This is a genomic window from Granulicella pectinivorans, assembly GCF_900114625.1.
Lineage (GTDB): Bacteria > Acidobacteriota > Terriglobia > Terriglobales > Acidobacteriaceae > Edaphobacter > Edaphobacter pectinivorans.
The window spans coordinates 3448786-3464733 of sequence record NZ_FOZL01000001.1 but is presented as its reverse complement, the minus strand read 5'-3'; the positions used below and the strand labels follow the sequence as shown (position 1 = coordinate 3464733).

5 protein-coding genes are annotated in these 15948 nt (G+C 64.3%); all 5 read right to left on the bottom strand.

What is annotated here, in order from left to right:
- Positions 1-11: 11 nt before the first annotated feature.
- The 5 genes from BM400_RS13735 to BM400_RS13715 all read right to left on the bottom strand — a co-directional run bounded on the left by BM400_RS13735 (position 12) and on the right by BM400_RS13715 (position 15620).
- Complete coding sequence (locus BM400_RS13735; RefSeq protein ID WP_089839697.1) at positions 12-2003, bottom strand: DUF3857 domain-containing transglutaminase family protein; 1992 nt, start codon at positions 2001-2003, stop codon at positions 12-14.
- Between the two features lie 183 nt (positions 2004-2186).
- A complete protein-coding gene (locus tag BM400_RS13730; RefSeq protein ID WP_175529029.1) occupies positions 2187-7667 on the bottom strand; it encodes a cellulose biosynthesis protein BcsC in 5481 nt (1826 codons plus the stop codon).
- 167 nt (positions 7668-7834) lie between these two features.
- Positions 7835-9070 carry a cellulose synthase complex periplasmic endoglucanase BcsZ gene (gene bcsZ / locus BM400_RS13725; protein ID WP_245781872.1) on the bottom strand — a complete coding sequence of 412 codons (1236 nt, stop codon included), beginning with the start codon at positions 9068-9070 and terminating at the stop codon, positions 7835-7837.
- Positions 9071-9129: 59 nt separating this feature from the next.
- Entirely contained in the window at positions 9130-13671 is a 4542-nt protein-coding gene (bcsA, locus tag BM400_RS13720; RefSeq protein WP_089839692.1) for a UDP-forming cellulose synthase catalytic subunit, read from the bottom strand.
- The gene (locus BM400_RS13715) at positions 13668-15620 is read right to left on the bottom strand and encodes a cellulose synthase operon protein YhjQ/BcsQ (RefSeq protein WP_089839691.1); all 1953 of its coding nucleotides are present in this window, start codon (positions 15618-15620) and stop codon (positions 13668-13670) included. Before BM400_RS13715 ends, bcsA begins: the two co-directional genes overlap by 4 nt.
- Positions 15621-15948 lie beyond the last annotated feature (328 nt).

The window sequence follows — 15948 nt, the reverse complement described above, 5'->3', positions numbered from 1 at the left end:
GTGTGCTGAAGCTATTTGCGGATGAGGATAGCGTTGTTCTGCTCGTCGGCGTTGATGACGGAGGCCAGATGCTGGAGGTCGGTGTACTTCGAGGCGGGCAGCGTGATCTGGCGGATGGTGAAGGTGCGGGTGTAATGGAGCGTGCCGTCCGTGAGGGTGCTGGCGCTCTCATAGGAGGCAAAGCCGAGGTCGAGTTTGACCGGTAGAGGGAGTTCGTCGACGGCGTAGCCCGGGGGCAGTTTGATGTCGTAGGTGTCGGTGGACTGCATGGTCTCGCCGAGGTCGATGGGGACGTTGCGGGGCTTCTTGTCGAGGCCAAAGGCGTTGGTGCCGAGGATGCGCGGACGCAGCATGAGCATGGAGCCCATGGAACGAGCGTAGCGGTCGGCGGTGACGTGGAAGGACATGGTGTAGTCCTTATTGAGCGAGGCGACGTTGTCCAACTTGAAGTCCCTGACGGTGAAGCTGGAGAAGTCCTGATTGAGGAGGCGATCGAGCATCTTGCGCTGCTCGGCGGAGTCTCCCTGGAGTTGGTCGCGATGACGCTCGGAGACGTCACCGAAGCGCTTCTCGGTGACGGAGCCTTCGAGGGTGCCATCGGGTTTGAGCTCGAAGGTGGCGTTGCGGCGGATGGTGTTGCGGTCCGGGTCGAGCACGGGAAGCTGAATGGCCTCGGTCTGCGCGCCTTCGAGGAGAATGCCGTAGCTGCCCTGGAGATTGTTTTCAAGCTGGCCGAAGGGCGTTAGCTCCCAGGTGGGATCGAAGATGAGGTAGCGCTTGCCGGTCCTGGCGGTGACCACGCTGCGGAGCAGGGGCGATTTGTAGCCGTCGGGGATTTCGATGGCGGCAATCATGTGATTGCCAACGAGCGATGGGGCGTCTGGATCGACCACGCCACGGCGAGAGTCGACCATCATGAGGGTGGAGTGGATGCCGACCGAGGAGAGCATGGCCGAGACGAGAGCGGCCTTGTCCTTGCAGTCGCCGTAACGGTTCCGGAAGATGTCGGCGGCGGGATGGGGCTGGTAGCCGCCGATCCCCATCTCGATGACGAAGTAGCGAACCTTGTTCTGGACGAACTCGCCGATGGCTTCGGCCTTGTCGTGGAAGTCGGACTTCCCTGCTGTGAGTTCGGCGGCCTTGGCGGCGATGTCGGGGGTGGGGTTGATGCGGTCTCGATAGAGCGGCTGGTACCACTCGCCGATGCTGGGCCAGGAGGCGAGGTCCAGCGCGGAGGTGCCGGGGGCGGCGTAGTGCACGGTCATGCGTCCGGCGAGCGCCTGCTCGGACGGTGCCATGGGGACGTCGTCGAGGTCGATTCCGGGAACGTTTTCGAGCTTCCAGCGGAAGCGCTGGTGTTCGAGTTCAACGACGGGCGAAGTACTGTGGTGCGACCAGACGCTGCCGTAGGTGAAGCCGGGAGGAAGCTCGAGGGTGAAGCTTTCGTTGAGGCGCGGGAGGTTGCCCTGAAAGTCCCAGGTGGTCTCGGTGACGTAGGGGCGGGAGACCTGATCGTACTCGTAGGCGATGACTCCGCCGGGATCGCGGCCGGGCGGCTGTGCGACACGCATCTTGTAGTCTTCGTAAAAGTTGCCGCTGCCTGGGTAGCCGATGTCGACGAGTTCGCTGTCCTTGAGAGCGTACTGGTGGCCGTCGGGGGCGATGCTCCAGACCTTGAGGGAGCGGATCCTGGTGGCGTTGTCGAAGGGTACGCCGACGATGGCCTCTTCGCGGCCGCTGGGACGGAGGATCTTCACGACGTGGCGGCGATGCTCAAAGGCACTTCCGTTCGACGCGACCGAGTATGTGACCTCGTCGAGGAGGACGACGGCATTGGTGGCGGCGGGGTACGTGGGGAGGGTCTGGTGAGCGGCCTCGGTGACCCAGGGGGGAATGGAGTCGTCCTTGGGCGAGGCGTAGCAGGCGGCGCTGCCGAAGAGCGACAGGAGGGTGAGGGCGGCGACGATGCTGCTCTGGATGCGCTGGAGACTACGGTGGCCCATGGGTCCTCGATCGGTAAAGTAGGCCAATCCCATGGAAGGAACGCGTGACTGCGGATCAGTCCATGAGTCATCAAAAAATACGGCAAGGGTGTGACTGGAGTTATACCTGAGCGCACACGGGAGATCAAACGGAAAAGCCCGCCTTGGCGGCGGACTTTCCGGGAACGTGGAGGAGGAGTTCGGTTATGGGACTTTGAGGGGGCGGAGACCGTCGACCGGGAAGAGGCCGGTGGGGTACTCTTCGGTCGGATACTGCGGACGGAAGAGGTACCGAACGAAGAAGCCGCCGGAGATGGTGTTGAAGTTGTTGGTGTTGTTGCCGGTCGCGAAGGCACCGACGTACCAGTTCGGCGCAATGTGGTACGAACCTTCAAAGTTGACGCCGTAGTTGGCGCCGGTGTTCGAGTTGAGGGGATAGACACCGCAGGTCTTCGAGGTGATGCTGGCGAGCGAGCAACCTGTGAGCGCTCCGGTCTGGAGGGACGGGTCCAGCGGGTAGTACGGCGCGCTGTCTTCCTGGAAGGTTTGAACGCCGATGCTGCCGGCGATGACGTAGTGGAAGTCCGACTTGTAATGGCCGTTCCAGGTGATAGGCACGCCCGCGAGGAAGTAGGCAGCGGGGCTGAAGTATCCGCCGGAGCCGTAAGTCTGGCCGCGCAGGTTGTGAGCGAAGTGAGCGCCGTAGAGGGAGCCGCCGACGTTGAGGGACCCGTACTCCGGCCAGACCTTGACGCGGAAGTACGCGCCGCCGGAGCCACTGAAGGTGGTATTGGCCTGGACGTGATATCCGTTGAGGCTGGCTCCGTTGACGGTGAAGTAGAGGCCGGACTTCTCGCCCCCTACGTCGAAGCGGAGGCCGCCGCCGGTAGAGATAACACCGCCCCAGATGTTGCCGGGGTAGACGGTGGTGGCGGAGCCGGGATCGCGGAGGCCGGCGTAGGAGAGCTGGGTCTCCTTGATGGAGTCGCGATCGACGAGGAAGGTGAAGTGTCCGCCGGCGGGACGCCAGCGGGCGTGGGCGGTGATGTTCGAGACGAGGAACTCGTAGGGTGTGTAGCCGAGCGAGACGCCGAAGTTGGTGGTGGTCATCTGGAGTTCGCCGCCTACGCCCGAGGAGAACTGCTGCGATGGGGCGTTCAGCGCATTGGCCGGTAAGGTTCCGAGGATAGGAACGGTGCCGGTGACGCCCTGATACTGGGTGACGTCGAGCTGTCCGGAGTTGAGGAAGACGGCCTTGGGAACGACGGTGAAGCGGACGACTTTGCCGAGGACGGCGGAGAACTCGACGGGAGCTTCGAGAGCCGTGAGGCGGTCGATGCCGGCGGTGCCGGAGCGGTAGCGGGCGTAGCCTGTTCCGCCGACCCAGCCGGTGTAGGAGGCTTCGAGGGTCGCGAGTTCGAGTTCGGTCTGCTCCCGCTCGCCACGCGCCGCGGGCGGATTCAGGGGAACCTGACCGTCGTAGTTGCGCAGGGGAGGAACGTTTTTGGCGACGAGCTGGGCGTCGGATGGGGGCGTGCCGAGGGGATACGCCGCTCCGATGGCCGGGTAGGGCTGAGGCTGGAGGGGCTGGGCCACAGGCGGGTAGGCAAGACCACCGGGGAGAGGCGCAGAGGCATTCTGGGCGGGCGTGGGTTTAGTGGCCCGGCGGGTGCGCCGACGGACGGGCGTGCTGTCGTCACGGACAGGCCCTCGGTCGGGCTGGGGATACTGCTGGTCGTCGTCGCTGGTGGAGCGCGTGGAGGTGGAGGTATTGTCGGGATTGCTCTGCCCGGTCATGTCCCTGCCACGTGCGGAGGGACGGCTGATCTGGTCGGTCTGGACCTGGGCGGCGTTGTACTGCGCGTTCTGAGTCGGAGGCGTGGTGTAGTCGTCGGTGGGATTGGCCTGACCGATCATGACGGGATTCGACTGCTGGCGGCGGATGCGGGCGGCTTCGGCTGCGGCGAGCTCGGGGCGCGTGTACTTGGGGTCCTTGATGCGCGAGTTCGGCATGTAGCGCGCCTGGGGGACGACGTCGGTGATCTCAGGCTGCGGGAGAGCGACACGAGTGCGGTTCTCGCCGAGGTTGACGGCGACCGCCGAGCGAGCCGGGGGGACGTACGGGACGAAAGGGCCGTAAGCGTCACCGGTGTTGGAGGCCTGCTGGACGGGCTGTGGCTGGGAGAGGGGCGCGGCGGTGATGGGGAGAGGCTGCGACTGGGCGCGCTCGATGGCGCTCTGAATCTGCTGGTACTGGTAAGCGCGGGTGGCTTGCGCTTCTGCCTCGGCGGGGGTCTGCTGGGGCTCGGGAATCTGGTTCTGGACGAGTTCCTGCGTGGGCGAGGCGGACGTCGTGGCGCTCATCCGGATGATGGGACCGGAGACGTCAGAGGCATCGTTCGAGGCCGACTGCATGGAGCCGGGGGTCGCCTGCAAGGAGGATCCGAAGCGGTCCTGCATCTCCGCCACAGCGGCGGGATGCGGCCGATTGGTTGGCTTGGCCTGCGTCCTAGCCTGCGCGCCGCCGTTGACAGCGTTGCGGATGGGATTGCGAGGGGCAGGAAGCACGAAGCCGTCCAGTGTGGACGGTCGCACTACCGAGGACTGGGGCGGAACATAGTTGCCTAAGGTGCTGGGGGCGGGTCTGACGGTGCGACCCGGGGAGGTCGAATACTGCGGTGTACTGTACTGCGGGGGGACGGACGGGGATGTCCCATATTGCGGCGTGGTTCCCTGGAGCTGGACCGGAGCTGTGCCGTAGGCGTTTCCGTAGTTTGGCAGATAGGCCGGAGGAGGAGCGACGGGAATGGCCGGGGCCTGGGCGGCGATCTGGTTTCCTACACCGCCGGGGTTCAGGAGAGACGCGAGATCCTGCGACTGCGACTGGCCGGGGAGACGGATGTTGCCGTTTCCGTTGGGACGGCTGAGCTCGTTGGCCAGCTCGGCTCCCGGATCGGGGAGCGGCATGGCGGCGAGTGAGGCGCGATAGTACTCGGCGGCCCGCCCGTTGGCGCCGCGGGCCTGCTCGAACTTGGCTCCCAGGGTGAGGAGCTGGGAGTCGCGCGGGTAGGCGTCGAGGCCGTACCGCAGCCAGGTTTCGGCGTCCTTGTTGTCGTTGGCGGCGAGCGCGGCACCGACGGCGGCCTTGTAGTCCGAGGCCGTGGCGTGCGTCATGTCCTGCGCCTTGAAGATAGCGACGGCTTCCTTGGGGTAACCGGCGCGGGCATATCCACTGGCGAGGGCCTTGGCGACACCGGGATTATCCGGAAAGGCGTGTGAGGCGGCGTTGAGGATGGCGAGCGAGCGCTTGGTGTCACCTGCGGCGGCGGCCTGATTGGCACGGCGGACAGCCCAGTTGGCCCAGATGGTCTGGACGGTGTGACGCTGCTCTTCGGAGAGATCGGTGCGACCGCCGAGGGCCATCAACTGGCGATACAGCGAGGTTTCATTGCCGGAGTTGTAGAGGAGCCAGGCGTCCTGAATGTCGATTTCGGCGGGTGCGTTGGTGCGGCGGAGGGTGTAGTACTGCTTGACGCGAGCCTGAAAGAGGGCGGCCTGTCCGGGCTGGCCGAGTCCGTTGTAGATGGCGGCGACGTTCTGGAGATATTCGGGGTCCTGCTCGAGCCTGGAGCGCACGGGGAGAGGAATCTGCTGAATCTGAGCGAGGGCTTCCTGATCGCGCCCGTTGGTGTGCAGGGCTGCGAGAAGGCCTTTCCAGGCGTCGACGCGGTCGGGGGTCTGGCTGAGGACGCGCTGATAGATGGGGTACGCAAGCTGCGGATTGTTCCGCTGAAGATAGATGGCGGCGAGCTGGAGCTGGATGGGTGTGGACACCACCTGTCCTGCGCTGGCCTGTTGCGCGAGGCTCTTTTCGAGCAGATCCTGTGCGATGTCGAGCTTGCCCTGGCCCTGGTAGATCGCGGCTACCGTGGTCTCGAAGCCGGGATCGCGCATGGCGGCGTCGTAGACCGAGGGGGGCATGCTTTCGAGGGTTTGCACGGCCTGGGCATCCTGCGCCATACCGTGCTGGACGCGGACCAGACCTTCCCAGCCATCGGCGTTGCCGGGGTCGGTGGCGAGGACCTGACGGTAGAGACCGGAGGCCTGTTCGAGGTGGTTGGCGGCCTGAAGGAGCGCGGCGTACTGGAGCTGCGTCTCCGCCTTCAGACCCTCGCCACCCGCAGGAAAGGGCAGTTCGAGGGCTGAGTGCAGGACGCGCTGGGCGTCGGCATCGCGGCCGACGGCGGAGTAGGCCGACGCAAGGGTCCTGAGGAAGTCGGGATCGCGCATCAGCTGTGCGTGGATGCTGGCGGGGATGCGCTTCTCGGTGGCCAGCGCGGCGGCCGCCTGCCCTGCTCCGTACTGCGCCATGAAGAGACCACGCCAGGCCGGAAGCGAGCTGGGCTTGGCACGCACGAAGCGCTCAAAGAGCTGGATGGCGGGTTCCGGCTCCTGCGCCTTAAGCAGCGTTCCGCCAAGGCCTTCAAGGGCTTCGGGGCTGGTGGGGCGCATGGCGAGGGCGGACTGGTACTTGGCCTGCGCGGTGGCGAGATCGTTTTCGTTGAGGGCGGCTTGCCCCTCGCCCATGGTGTACCAGAAGCGGGAGGTATTGAGAGCGGTATCGAGGCCACTGTCGCGCACGCCGTTCTGCTTGGCCTCGACAAGGAAGCTGATGGCTCCGCCAAAGTTGGACTGCTGCATCCGGATGTAGCCCATGCCGGCGAGCGCGGGCCCACTGGAGGGATTCATGACGAGGATGGACTTGAAGCGCTCTTCCGCCTCTTCAATATGGTGCGCGTTGAGTGCGCGGTACGCGGCCTGCTCCTCTGCCGAACGGGCGCGCTGCGCGTCGAGATCGGCCTGCTGCTGCGGTGTGAGCGCAGGCGGCGTATAGGTGCTGCCGCCACCACGTTGGGCGCGGGGCGCGGGCGGCTGATTGCGGAGGGCGGTAGCGAGTTGCTCGTCGGGGTGCTTCTGGAGGTACGAGCGGATCTCGGTGGCGGAGGCGGGGTTCTGCGCGTCCCAGAGAAGGGACTGGCGGAGGGCCTCGACCGCGGAGGGGTCCTGCGGGTGACGCTTGAGGAAGAGACGGCCCTCGGCGCGGGTCTTGGGATTGTAGGTAAGGATGCGGCCGAGGGTGATCTGGTAGCGCGAGTCCTGCGGGTACTTGGAGACGAGGTCGCGGAGACCGGCGATGGCATGCGGACGACCGTCTTCGGTGGCGGATTCCGTTTCGTAGTAGGCGAGCGCCCAGTCGCCGGGGGGCGGTGTGCCACCGAAGACCTGGCGGTAGATGTTCATGGCCTGGGCGTACTGTCCGCCCTGCGCCAGCTTGCCTGCCTGCTGGAGCTGGGCTAGATTCGATTGCTGGCTGTTCATCGATTCCACCTTGGCGATGTTGGGGTCGCTGGGGTTGATCGCTTTCAGCTTTTCGATGTAGGCGTTGGCCTGGGAGACGTTCCCGCTGAGTTTGGCTGCACGGGCAAGACCGCCGAGGGCCTCCGCGTTATTGGGATCGGCGAGCAGAACCTGCTGCCAGGTCTGCGAGGCCATATCCATGCGTCCACGGACCTCGAGGGAGTGGGCTTTCTCGAGAAGTGCCTGAGTGGGCGAAGAGACGGCCTGTGCACGCAGAGGCGGGTAGGGCGTGAAGGCCATGGCCGCGAAGAGGACCGCAGGCGTCACGAGCCGAATTGTGCTGTTCTTCTTCATCATTGTCGAGTGACCGGTGTTCCCTTTTGACGATGGAGTCCGGCTATGATCTTGAGACTATAGTCTTTTCCCGGGTTTGAAGACATTCTTTTCGGTTTTTACAGCTTACTCCACAGGTTCAACAGAAGCTGTGATCGGGTTTATTTCCATTTGACTTTCAGTTTCCCGTCACGGTCAAAGTGGAAATGCTGGTCGCTCCAGCCGGTGGCGAAGAGCGCGAGATTCTGATCGTAGTAGGTGGCGTCGCGCCCGTAGAGGCCGGTGGCATCATCCTTGACGGCACCGAGACGGTCGTCCTGAGCCTTCTCCTGGTCCTTGTAGCCGACGAGATGGAGGTAGGGGATCACGGCGGCGGAGAAGCCTACCCGCCCGTCGGCGTTGACGATCTTGCCGGTGACATCGACGATGAGCGGCGGGGTGACGGCGGTCTTGAGATAGGAGGACATGCCGGTGGTGGAGTGAAGGAGATCACGGATGCCGGAGGTTCCGGGATCGGTCATGCCGAGCCAGAGGTAGACACGAATGGCGTCGTAACTGCCCACGGGAACGAGGCCTTCGGTCTTCCCGGTGGCGAGTTGCGTAGGAGAGAGTGAGGGCTGAACGGAGTCGCCGGCGGAGACCCAGTCCATGACATAGCCGTCGCCGGAGCCGCGGGAGAGGAGGATCTTCAACGAGTTGAGGATCTGGTTCCACGGCCCCTGTGGCTGGGCTTTGGCGAAGTAGGTGAGGAGGAACGGCGGAAGATAGCTGGGGTTGAGGATCCAGGTGTTGGCCGTCTGGTGAAAGCCTTTTGGTCCGGGCAGAAGGCTGACGCCGAGGCCAGGGATGTCGACGGTCTCCTGCTGCGCGATGCGCAGGGCCATGGTGGAGCCAAGCTTGGCGTAGCGGTCGTTACGCCAGAGGCGACCGGCCTCCATGAGAGAGTACGCCATCCAGAGGTCGGCGTCGGCAGCCGGGTTGTCGTCGAGGATCTTCCAGGTGCCATCGGGCGCCTTGCCCCAGTTCCAGGCGGGGAGGCGCAGGGTGAGGTCGCCGTTGGCGAGATTGGCCTCGGACCACTTGAGGAGCTTGTCGAAACGGGGCTTGTCGTTGGCGACGAGGGCGAAGAAGAGGGCGTAGGACTCGCCCTCCGAGGTGGTGCGATCCTGAGCCTGACGATCGATGACGCGGCCTTCGTCGTTAACGAAGCGCTGACTGTACTTATCCCACTGGTCCCAGCCCTGGGCCTTGCAGCCGGTCTGGCCGAGAACGAAGAGGCTGATGAGCAGGGCGAGGAAGGCCCGGTACCGATGCCGACGTGTGCTCCCAGTGTGTGTCGTGGTGCTCAAATCCATAGCCCTACCCAGCGTGGTGCGAAGTTTGGGAGCGAACGCCATGGTGGGCGGTCTCCGCGAACAGCGTAACGTATCCATCCGTTGGCGACAGGGAGCCGTGTTTAGTCGGTTCCCTGCAGCCGGATGCGGGCGCGGCGACGCAGGATTGCGCGGATGAGAGCCGCCATGAGGACACAGAGGATGAGGGAGGTGATGACCACGATCCAGGGGAACTCCGAGAACAACATGTTGATGCGGACCCAGGGGGAGAGGTAGCCGACGCGATAGATGTCGGCGCCGATGCGGTAGGAAGAGAACTTCGTCCCGTGAAGCACGCTGACGGACTGGGAGATGTCGGACGACTGCGAGGATTTGAGGAAGACGTTGAGGAAGTTGGGGACGACCGAGTGATCGCGCAACGCCATGACAACGACAGAGCGATTGGAGCCCGAAGGCCACTCGATGCCTTCGAGGAGCGCGTCGGGGAGACCGCCGGCGGTTTCGAGCTGGCCGGAGCGGACGTGGTCGGATGAGCGGACACGCCACCAGGCCTTCTGCAGAGGAGCGAAGAAGCCCTGCGTGTCCTGGATGTGGAGGCCGTTGCCATCGATGACGACCGGGAGATTGGCGTTGAGGCGCTTGAGCGCGGGCTGATCGTCCACGGTGCCCATGACGAGATAATCGCGTTTGCCGTCAGCCTTCATGCCATCGCCATTGGTGACGGAGAGGTTGAGGACGGGATAGCCGGTCTGCGCGCCGAAGTGACCCATGAAGGTGAGGAACATCTCAAGCTCGTCGGCGGAGGGAACGTCGGGAAGGACGACGGCGGTCTCGGAGAGGTCGGCCATGCGGGTGAACGGGTAGCCGGCGTTCGAGTAGAGCTCGAGGTTGGGCAGAGGCGTCCAGTGCGGGATGCCCTGGATGTCGAGATAACTATCCTTGAGGATGGCACCCTGGAGATTGAGCGGAGCGGTGTCCTGGCACTTCCCTTTCTTGGCGATCTGGAAGACGAACTTCAACATGAGGGAGTTGTTGAAGGGACGGAGATCGGTGACGGGAACGGGGATGACGGTTTCGAGCTTGGCGGACGCCTTGTCGGAGTGCGGCATGGGCGTGGAACTGACGTAGGCGGTGTTGACATAGACCTGCAGGGTACTCTCGTTGGCGAGCGGGATGCCGTTATAGCGGTAGCCCATATGGAACGAGAGATTGCCAAGAGGTTCGGTGAAGAGATCGGGCGGCAGGCGCATGTAGGCCCCCACGGGCACGGACCCGTCACCCTGAAGATCGCCGGTCTGGGTGATGTCGCCGACGGTGGTCTTCTTTTCGGTCGAGAGCCAGCGGGGCGCGTCGTCGGGCTTGCGGGGATCAGGCCTGCGAACGTTGTGAAGGCTTTGCGTGTCGGAGGCCAGGAGATCGCGCTGGAGGGTAAGAACCTGCGCGGCCGCGACGAGGTCCGCGCCGTTGTCCCCGGTGAGGATGAGCAGCTTGGAGTACGGGTCGCCGGGGTTGGTGCGCATGGCAACCGTTGGGCCGGAGCTGGCCGTGATGTTCAGGGCGGGCGGTAACTCGGAGGCGTTCTCCCCGATGACGATGGCGTTGCCCTGCGGGATCGTTCCGATGGTGACCGGGAAGTGGACGGGGCGATAGTCGGTGAGGATGCCGAACCACGAGGCGACGATGGCCGCGGCGTGCATGGCTTCGGGCGACGGCTGCGAGAGAAAGACGATGGGGATGACGGGGTGCAGGTTGACGGCTACGTCATAGAACGGCAGAGGGAGAAGCTTGAGGTCGTTCTGGAGCGGAAGGAGCGCGCCGGAGAGCTCGATGGAGGAGTTCGAATCGACGTGTGCCCAGAGTGTGGAGTGCGAGGGGTCTTCGCACTGCGAGGTGTAGTGCCCGATGAACTCGAAGGTGAGTTCGTTGGACTGGACGATCATGTCCGCGGGGAGGGTGAGCGTGGCTTCGAGGAGCGCGCTGTTCTCCGAGCGGGTGACATTGATCTTGTCGGAGGATGCGACCTTCTCGTCGGGGGTGAGGTCGGGGCCGGTGAAGCTGGGATTGTTGGTGACGGGCAGCGTGGCGAAGAGTGTGCCGTTGAGCGACACCTTTAAATGGCTCAAGGCCGGCAGAAGGCCTGGCGAAAAGTGATACCGGATGTGCATCGTGGCGCTTTTGACGATCTGGGTCTGCGGCACATTGAAGAAAGTGGAGTGGTAGGCGTCGACGCCGCGCAGGACGATGGTATCGGGCACCGAGACGTCGGCGAGGGTGAAGACGTTGTCGAACTGTCCGGGGGGCACGACGCGGGCGGCACGAGCCCCATTCTGGATCTGCGTCGGGGTGCCTTCGGAGGCGGCAGGACCGAGTTGCTGCACAGGCACGTTGACCTGCGCGCTGGCGGGGTGTGCGACGAGGCCGAAGAGGACGGCAAAGAGGAGCACAGGAGCGATATTGGCGGCGAGACGTCCCTTGGGAGCCCGTTTCTTACTCTTCAACATGCCTCGAACGGTCTGGTTGAGACCACGGATGGAAAGCTGCAGGATACGGAGCATGCTCTTGAGCGGAGCGTCGGCTTCGCGGGCCTCGCCCCAACCGAGCCAGGTGTCGGCGCGGGAGTAGAGGACCATGGTGAGGGCCTCTTCTTCCTGGAGCGTGAGCGGGTCGAACTGCGCGCGGAGGACGTTGCCATCGAGGCCAACGACCGTGGCGGGAAGCGTGGCGTCGCCATCGAGTACGGGAAACACGAGGCTGACGGGCTCTCCGGGGCTGACGATGATTCCCTCTTCGAGGTGGACCATGACGCCGCCGCTCGAGAGGTCGGAGGTGACGCCGGGGAGGATGGAGCCGTCGGCGAGAACGACATCGGTGGGAACGGACATAGCGACACGAACGGTCTGGCGGCGCTGCTGGCTCTCCCAGGCTACGGCCGTGGCCACGCCGAGAATCACCATGTTAAAGAGCGTCCAGACGACGTTCATGACGATCGTTCCGGGATGGGTGCCGTCATAGAGGCCACCGAGAACGGGCAGATCGAGGAAGAAGAAGCGCGGAATGGCCATGAGGAGGCCAAGCACGTTCAGGAGAAGCATCAGGATGAAGGGCTGGGCGATGCGGGTGTCGAAGAAGCCGCGATTGACGACGCCGCCCTTGGCCGTGACGTTGAAACTGCCGAGCTTGGGGTTGACGAGCGCAAGCATGGTGGGAAGGAAGATGTACGGAGCGAGGACGGTCTCGTAGATCTCATTCCAGAAGGAGTGACGGTGCTGGCCCTGGATGCGGGAGTTGGTGATGCTTGAGAGCACAAGGTGGGGGAACGCGTAGGCGAGGATGGCGGCCCAGTATCCGGGAACGTTGGTGTGTCCGAGGACGAGGTAGATCAAAGGCGCGGTGAGAAAGATGAGGCGCGGCAGCGCGTAGAGGAAGTGGCTCATCGCGTTGAAGTAGCAGAGGCGCTGCGCGGGCTTGAGGCCCTTGGCAAAGAGCGGATTGTCGGTGCGCATGATCTGGATCATGCCGCGGGCCCAGCGGATGCGCTGCTTGACGTGACCGGAGAGGCGCTCGGTGGCGAGGCCGGCGGCCTGCGGAATATTGATGTAGGCAGTGTTCCAGCCGTTCATCTGCATGCGCAGCGAGGTGTGAGCGTCTTCGGTGACGGTCTCGACGGCGATACCGCCGATCTCGTCGAGCGCGGTCTTACGGAGCACGGCGCAGGAGCCACAGAAGAAGGTCGCGTTCCAGAAGTCATTGCCATCCTGCACGATGCCGTAGAAGAGCTCGCCCTCGTTGGGGATGGTGCGGAACTGGTTGAGATTGCGCTCGAAGGGATCGGGCGAATAAAAGTGGTGCGGGGTCTGGAGCATCGCGAGCTTGTGATCGCGGAGGAACCAGCCGAGCGTGACCTGCAGGAAGCTGCGGGTGGGCACATGGTCGCAATCGAAGATGGCGACGAAGGGCGCGTCGAGACGCTTGAGGGCACGGTTGATATTGCCAGCCTTGGCGTGCTTATTGTCGTCGCGCGTCATGTAGCCGATGCCGGCATCTTCCGCGAAGCGGCGGAACTCATCGCGTTTGCCGTCGTCGAGGATATAGACGTTGAGCTTGTCGGCGGGCCAGTCGATGTTCATCGCGGCGAGCGCGGTGAAGCGCACCACCGAGAGGGGCTCGTTGTAGGTCGGAATGAGCAGATCGACGGCTGGCCAGTCCTCGGGGTCGTCAGGTAGAGGCACGGGGGTGCGGCGCAGCGGCCAGAGAGTCTGGAGGTAGCCGAGGTACAAAATGATGAAGGCGTAGGTTTCGGCCAGGACGAGCAGCCAGATGAAGAAGGCGTCGAGGAAGGTCCAGGCGTGCTCGCCATAACGGTTGGCGGGGTCGAGGAAGTAGTGGACTGTATAGGAGATGCGCCACCACCCATAGCGGAAGGTGGAGTACATCGACACCAGCATAAGGGTGAGCGTGACCAAATAGGAGCTGGAGCTGCGATCCATCCAGATGGCCAGCAGAACGGTCAACAGGCCGAGTACAGCCTGCTGGGGCCAGGTCAGGTTGAGGATTCCGGTGAAGGCGAGAAAGAAGATGCCTCCGGCCAGGATGCAGAAGCGCAGAAAGCGCAACGGCAGGCTGTCGCCGGACTCGAACTCTCTCCACATGGGCGATCGTGTCATCGTTCACTCCAGCGTACGTTACGAAAGCCGGCGGAAGCAGGCGCTGAGACCTTGCGAACCCAGTTTGCTACGTTCAGATAATCTTCGGCGACCGGGGAATCCGGTGCGTAGTCGACGACGGTCATGCCTTCGGCGAGCGCCTCGGAGACGGCGGGCGAGCGGCGAATGACAAACGGCATGAGGCGTTCGCCAAGCTGACGGCGAAGCACCTCGCGCACATCGAGATGCAGAGGAAGCGTGGCGTCGAACTGGTTGAGCAGATAGTGAGGCTGCACGGGGCGGCCATCGGCGTCGAGGATGCCGGCGAAGAACTTCTCGACCGACTGGAGGCTGATAACGGAGTTCATGTCGGGCGCGACGGGGATGATGACCGTGGGGCTCATGCGGGAGAGACGGCGGAGTACCCAGCCGGAGCTTCCGGAGAGATCGAGCACGGTGCGGTTGGAGCCTCGGCTGTTGGTGACGAACTCTTCGACGAGGCGATCCTGCGTGGCCTGGTCAGGCGTGGCGAGATCGACATCGTAGCTGACGAGCGAGATGGGGGCATCCATGCTGCCCTGCGGCGGAGAAAAGGTACGGACGATCCCGGGACGGAGTTCGCTGGCGCCAAAGTAGAACGGAAGCAGGCCGTGCGATGTGGTGTCCGTGAGGACGACACGCTCGCCGAGCGAGGAAAGGGTACGGCCAAGGGTGGCAACGAGGCTGGTCTTGCCGACGCCTCCGGCGAGCGAGAAGATGGCCACGAGAGGAACGCGGGCCTCTTTCTGCTGACGGGCAGCCTGGAGCTCGGACTGCTCGGAACCGGGCTGGTCGAAGACGCCCTTGAGCGCAAACCAGCGGGCGGCGACGCGCTCGCGGGAGTGCTGGAGGGTATCGGCGGGCGGAGCGGAGACCGTGGCACGGGGTCTGGGCTGCGACGGCGTGCTGGGAGTCTGTGGCGCGTAGAGCCAGGCCGGGCCCACGGGGCTGTCGGTATAAGGACGAGCTGTGGGAGGCGGGACCTGACGCTGCTCGACGTAGTCCTGACGAGGCTGCTCGGCACGGTATTCGAGGCGGGCGGCGGGGCGAACCTCGGTGACGGGGTCGGGACGCAGGTCAGGACGGGGTTCGGGACGGGTCTCCGGGATATAGTGGCGCGGGGACTCGTGGCGCGGCTCGAGCTGCATCTCGGGATGCGCGTCACGCTCGGGAACACGGTACGAGGCCGGTTCGGGCGCAGGAACGGGGGCGGGACGATAGCTGGGGCGATACCCGGAGGACTCATCGGGCCGGAAGCCCTGGGGGCGCCGGCGAGTCTCTTCCGCAAGGGGGGCGATGGTTTCCGGAATGATGGAAAGGTCATGCCGCTCGCGGGAGGGGCGCTGGCGCATCGGCTCGGGATTGTTGAACTGCTGGTCGCTCGGCATGTACGGATCGGAGATCTGGCCGGGGACGACAGAGCTGGGCTGAGGTCCGGCAAGTTCGCGACGGCGAATCTCGGACTCGTTATAACGTTGCGCCTGACGGCGTGCAGAGGCGTTGGCCTGGGCCATCTCCTGCTCTTCGCGGCGGGCTGCGGCTTCGGCGGCCTGGGCGGCCTCGGCGCGGCGTCCGGCTTCGACGCGCTCGGCGGCGGCGAGACGGGCGGCCTCCTCGGCTTCGCGCAGCGCCTTCTCGCGGGCCATGGCGTCCTGCTCGGCAAAGTGCTTGTTGGCGGCTTCCTCGGCCTCGCGGGCTACGCGCTCGGCCTCGGAGGCGGCGGCTTCGGCCTCGGCCTGGGCCTTCAGCTCCAGTTCGCGTGCGTTCTCGGCGGCGCGATGACGAAGCTGGGCGCGGTACTCACGCCGGGAGGCAGAAAAATCACGATACTTGGCTCCGTGCAGATTCGCCCAAGAGTACAGAATCGCTACATCCTCCGGTGTCTCGGAGATGGGCTGGTCGTCGATTCTCTCGTTGGTCTTGGAATCCATGAGGTGGATGCTCCTGAGTTGCGCGGCATGGGCTGTGAATCAGCGATGTCGGTTAGGCATGATCCTGCACTCTTTTCCATGCAATATTCTGAGGCTACGTGGTGCTTGATAGTACGTCAATTGCTTCAAGTCACACTAAAGTGTCAGTCGAGATACGTCGTTTGTCTGCGGTTACCATGCTGGTGACCGCTTCTCCAGCGACTGCAAGAAACCGGTAACCACGCGGGGTTACGTTTGTGGGACAGGCCTCTTGCTGGCAGGCGCTGAGGTGCAACGCTCGTGTTTCCGATGCTTCTTACAGGATGGTATGTGTCGGGCTTCACACAGT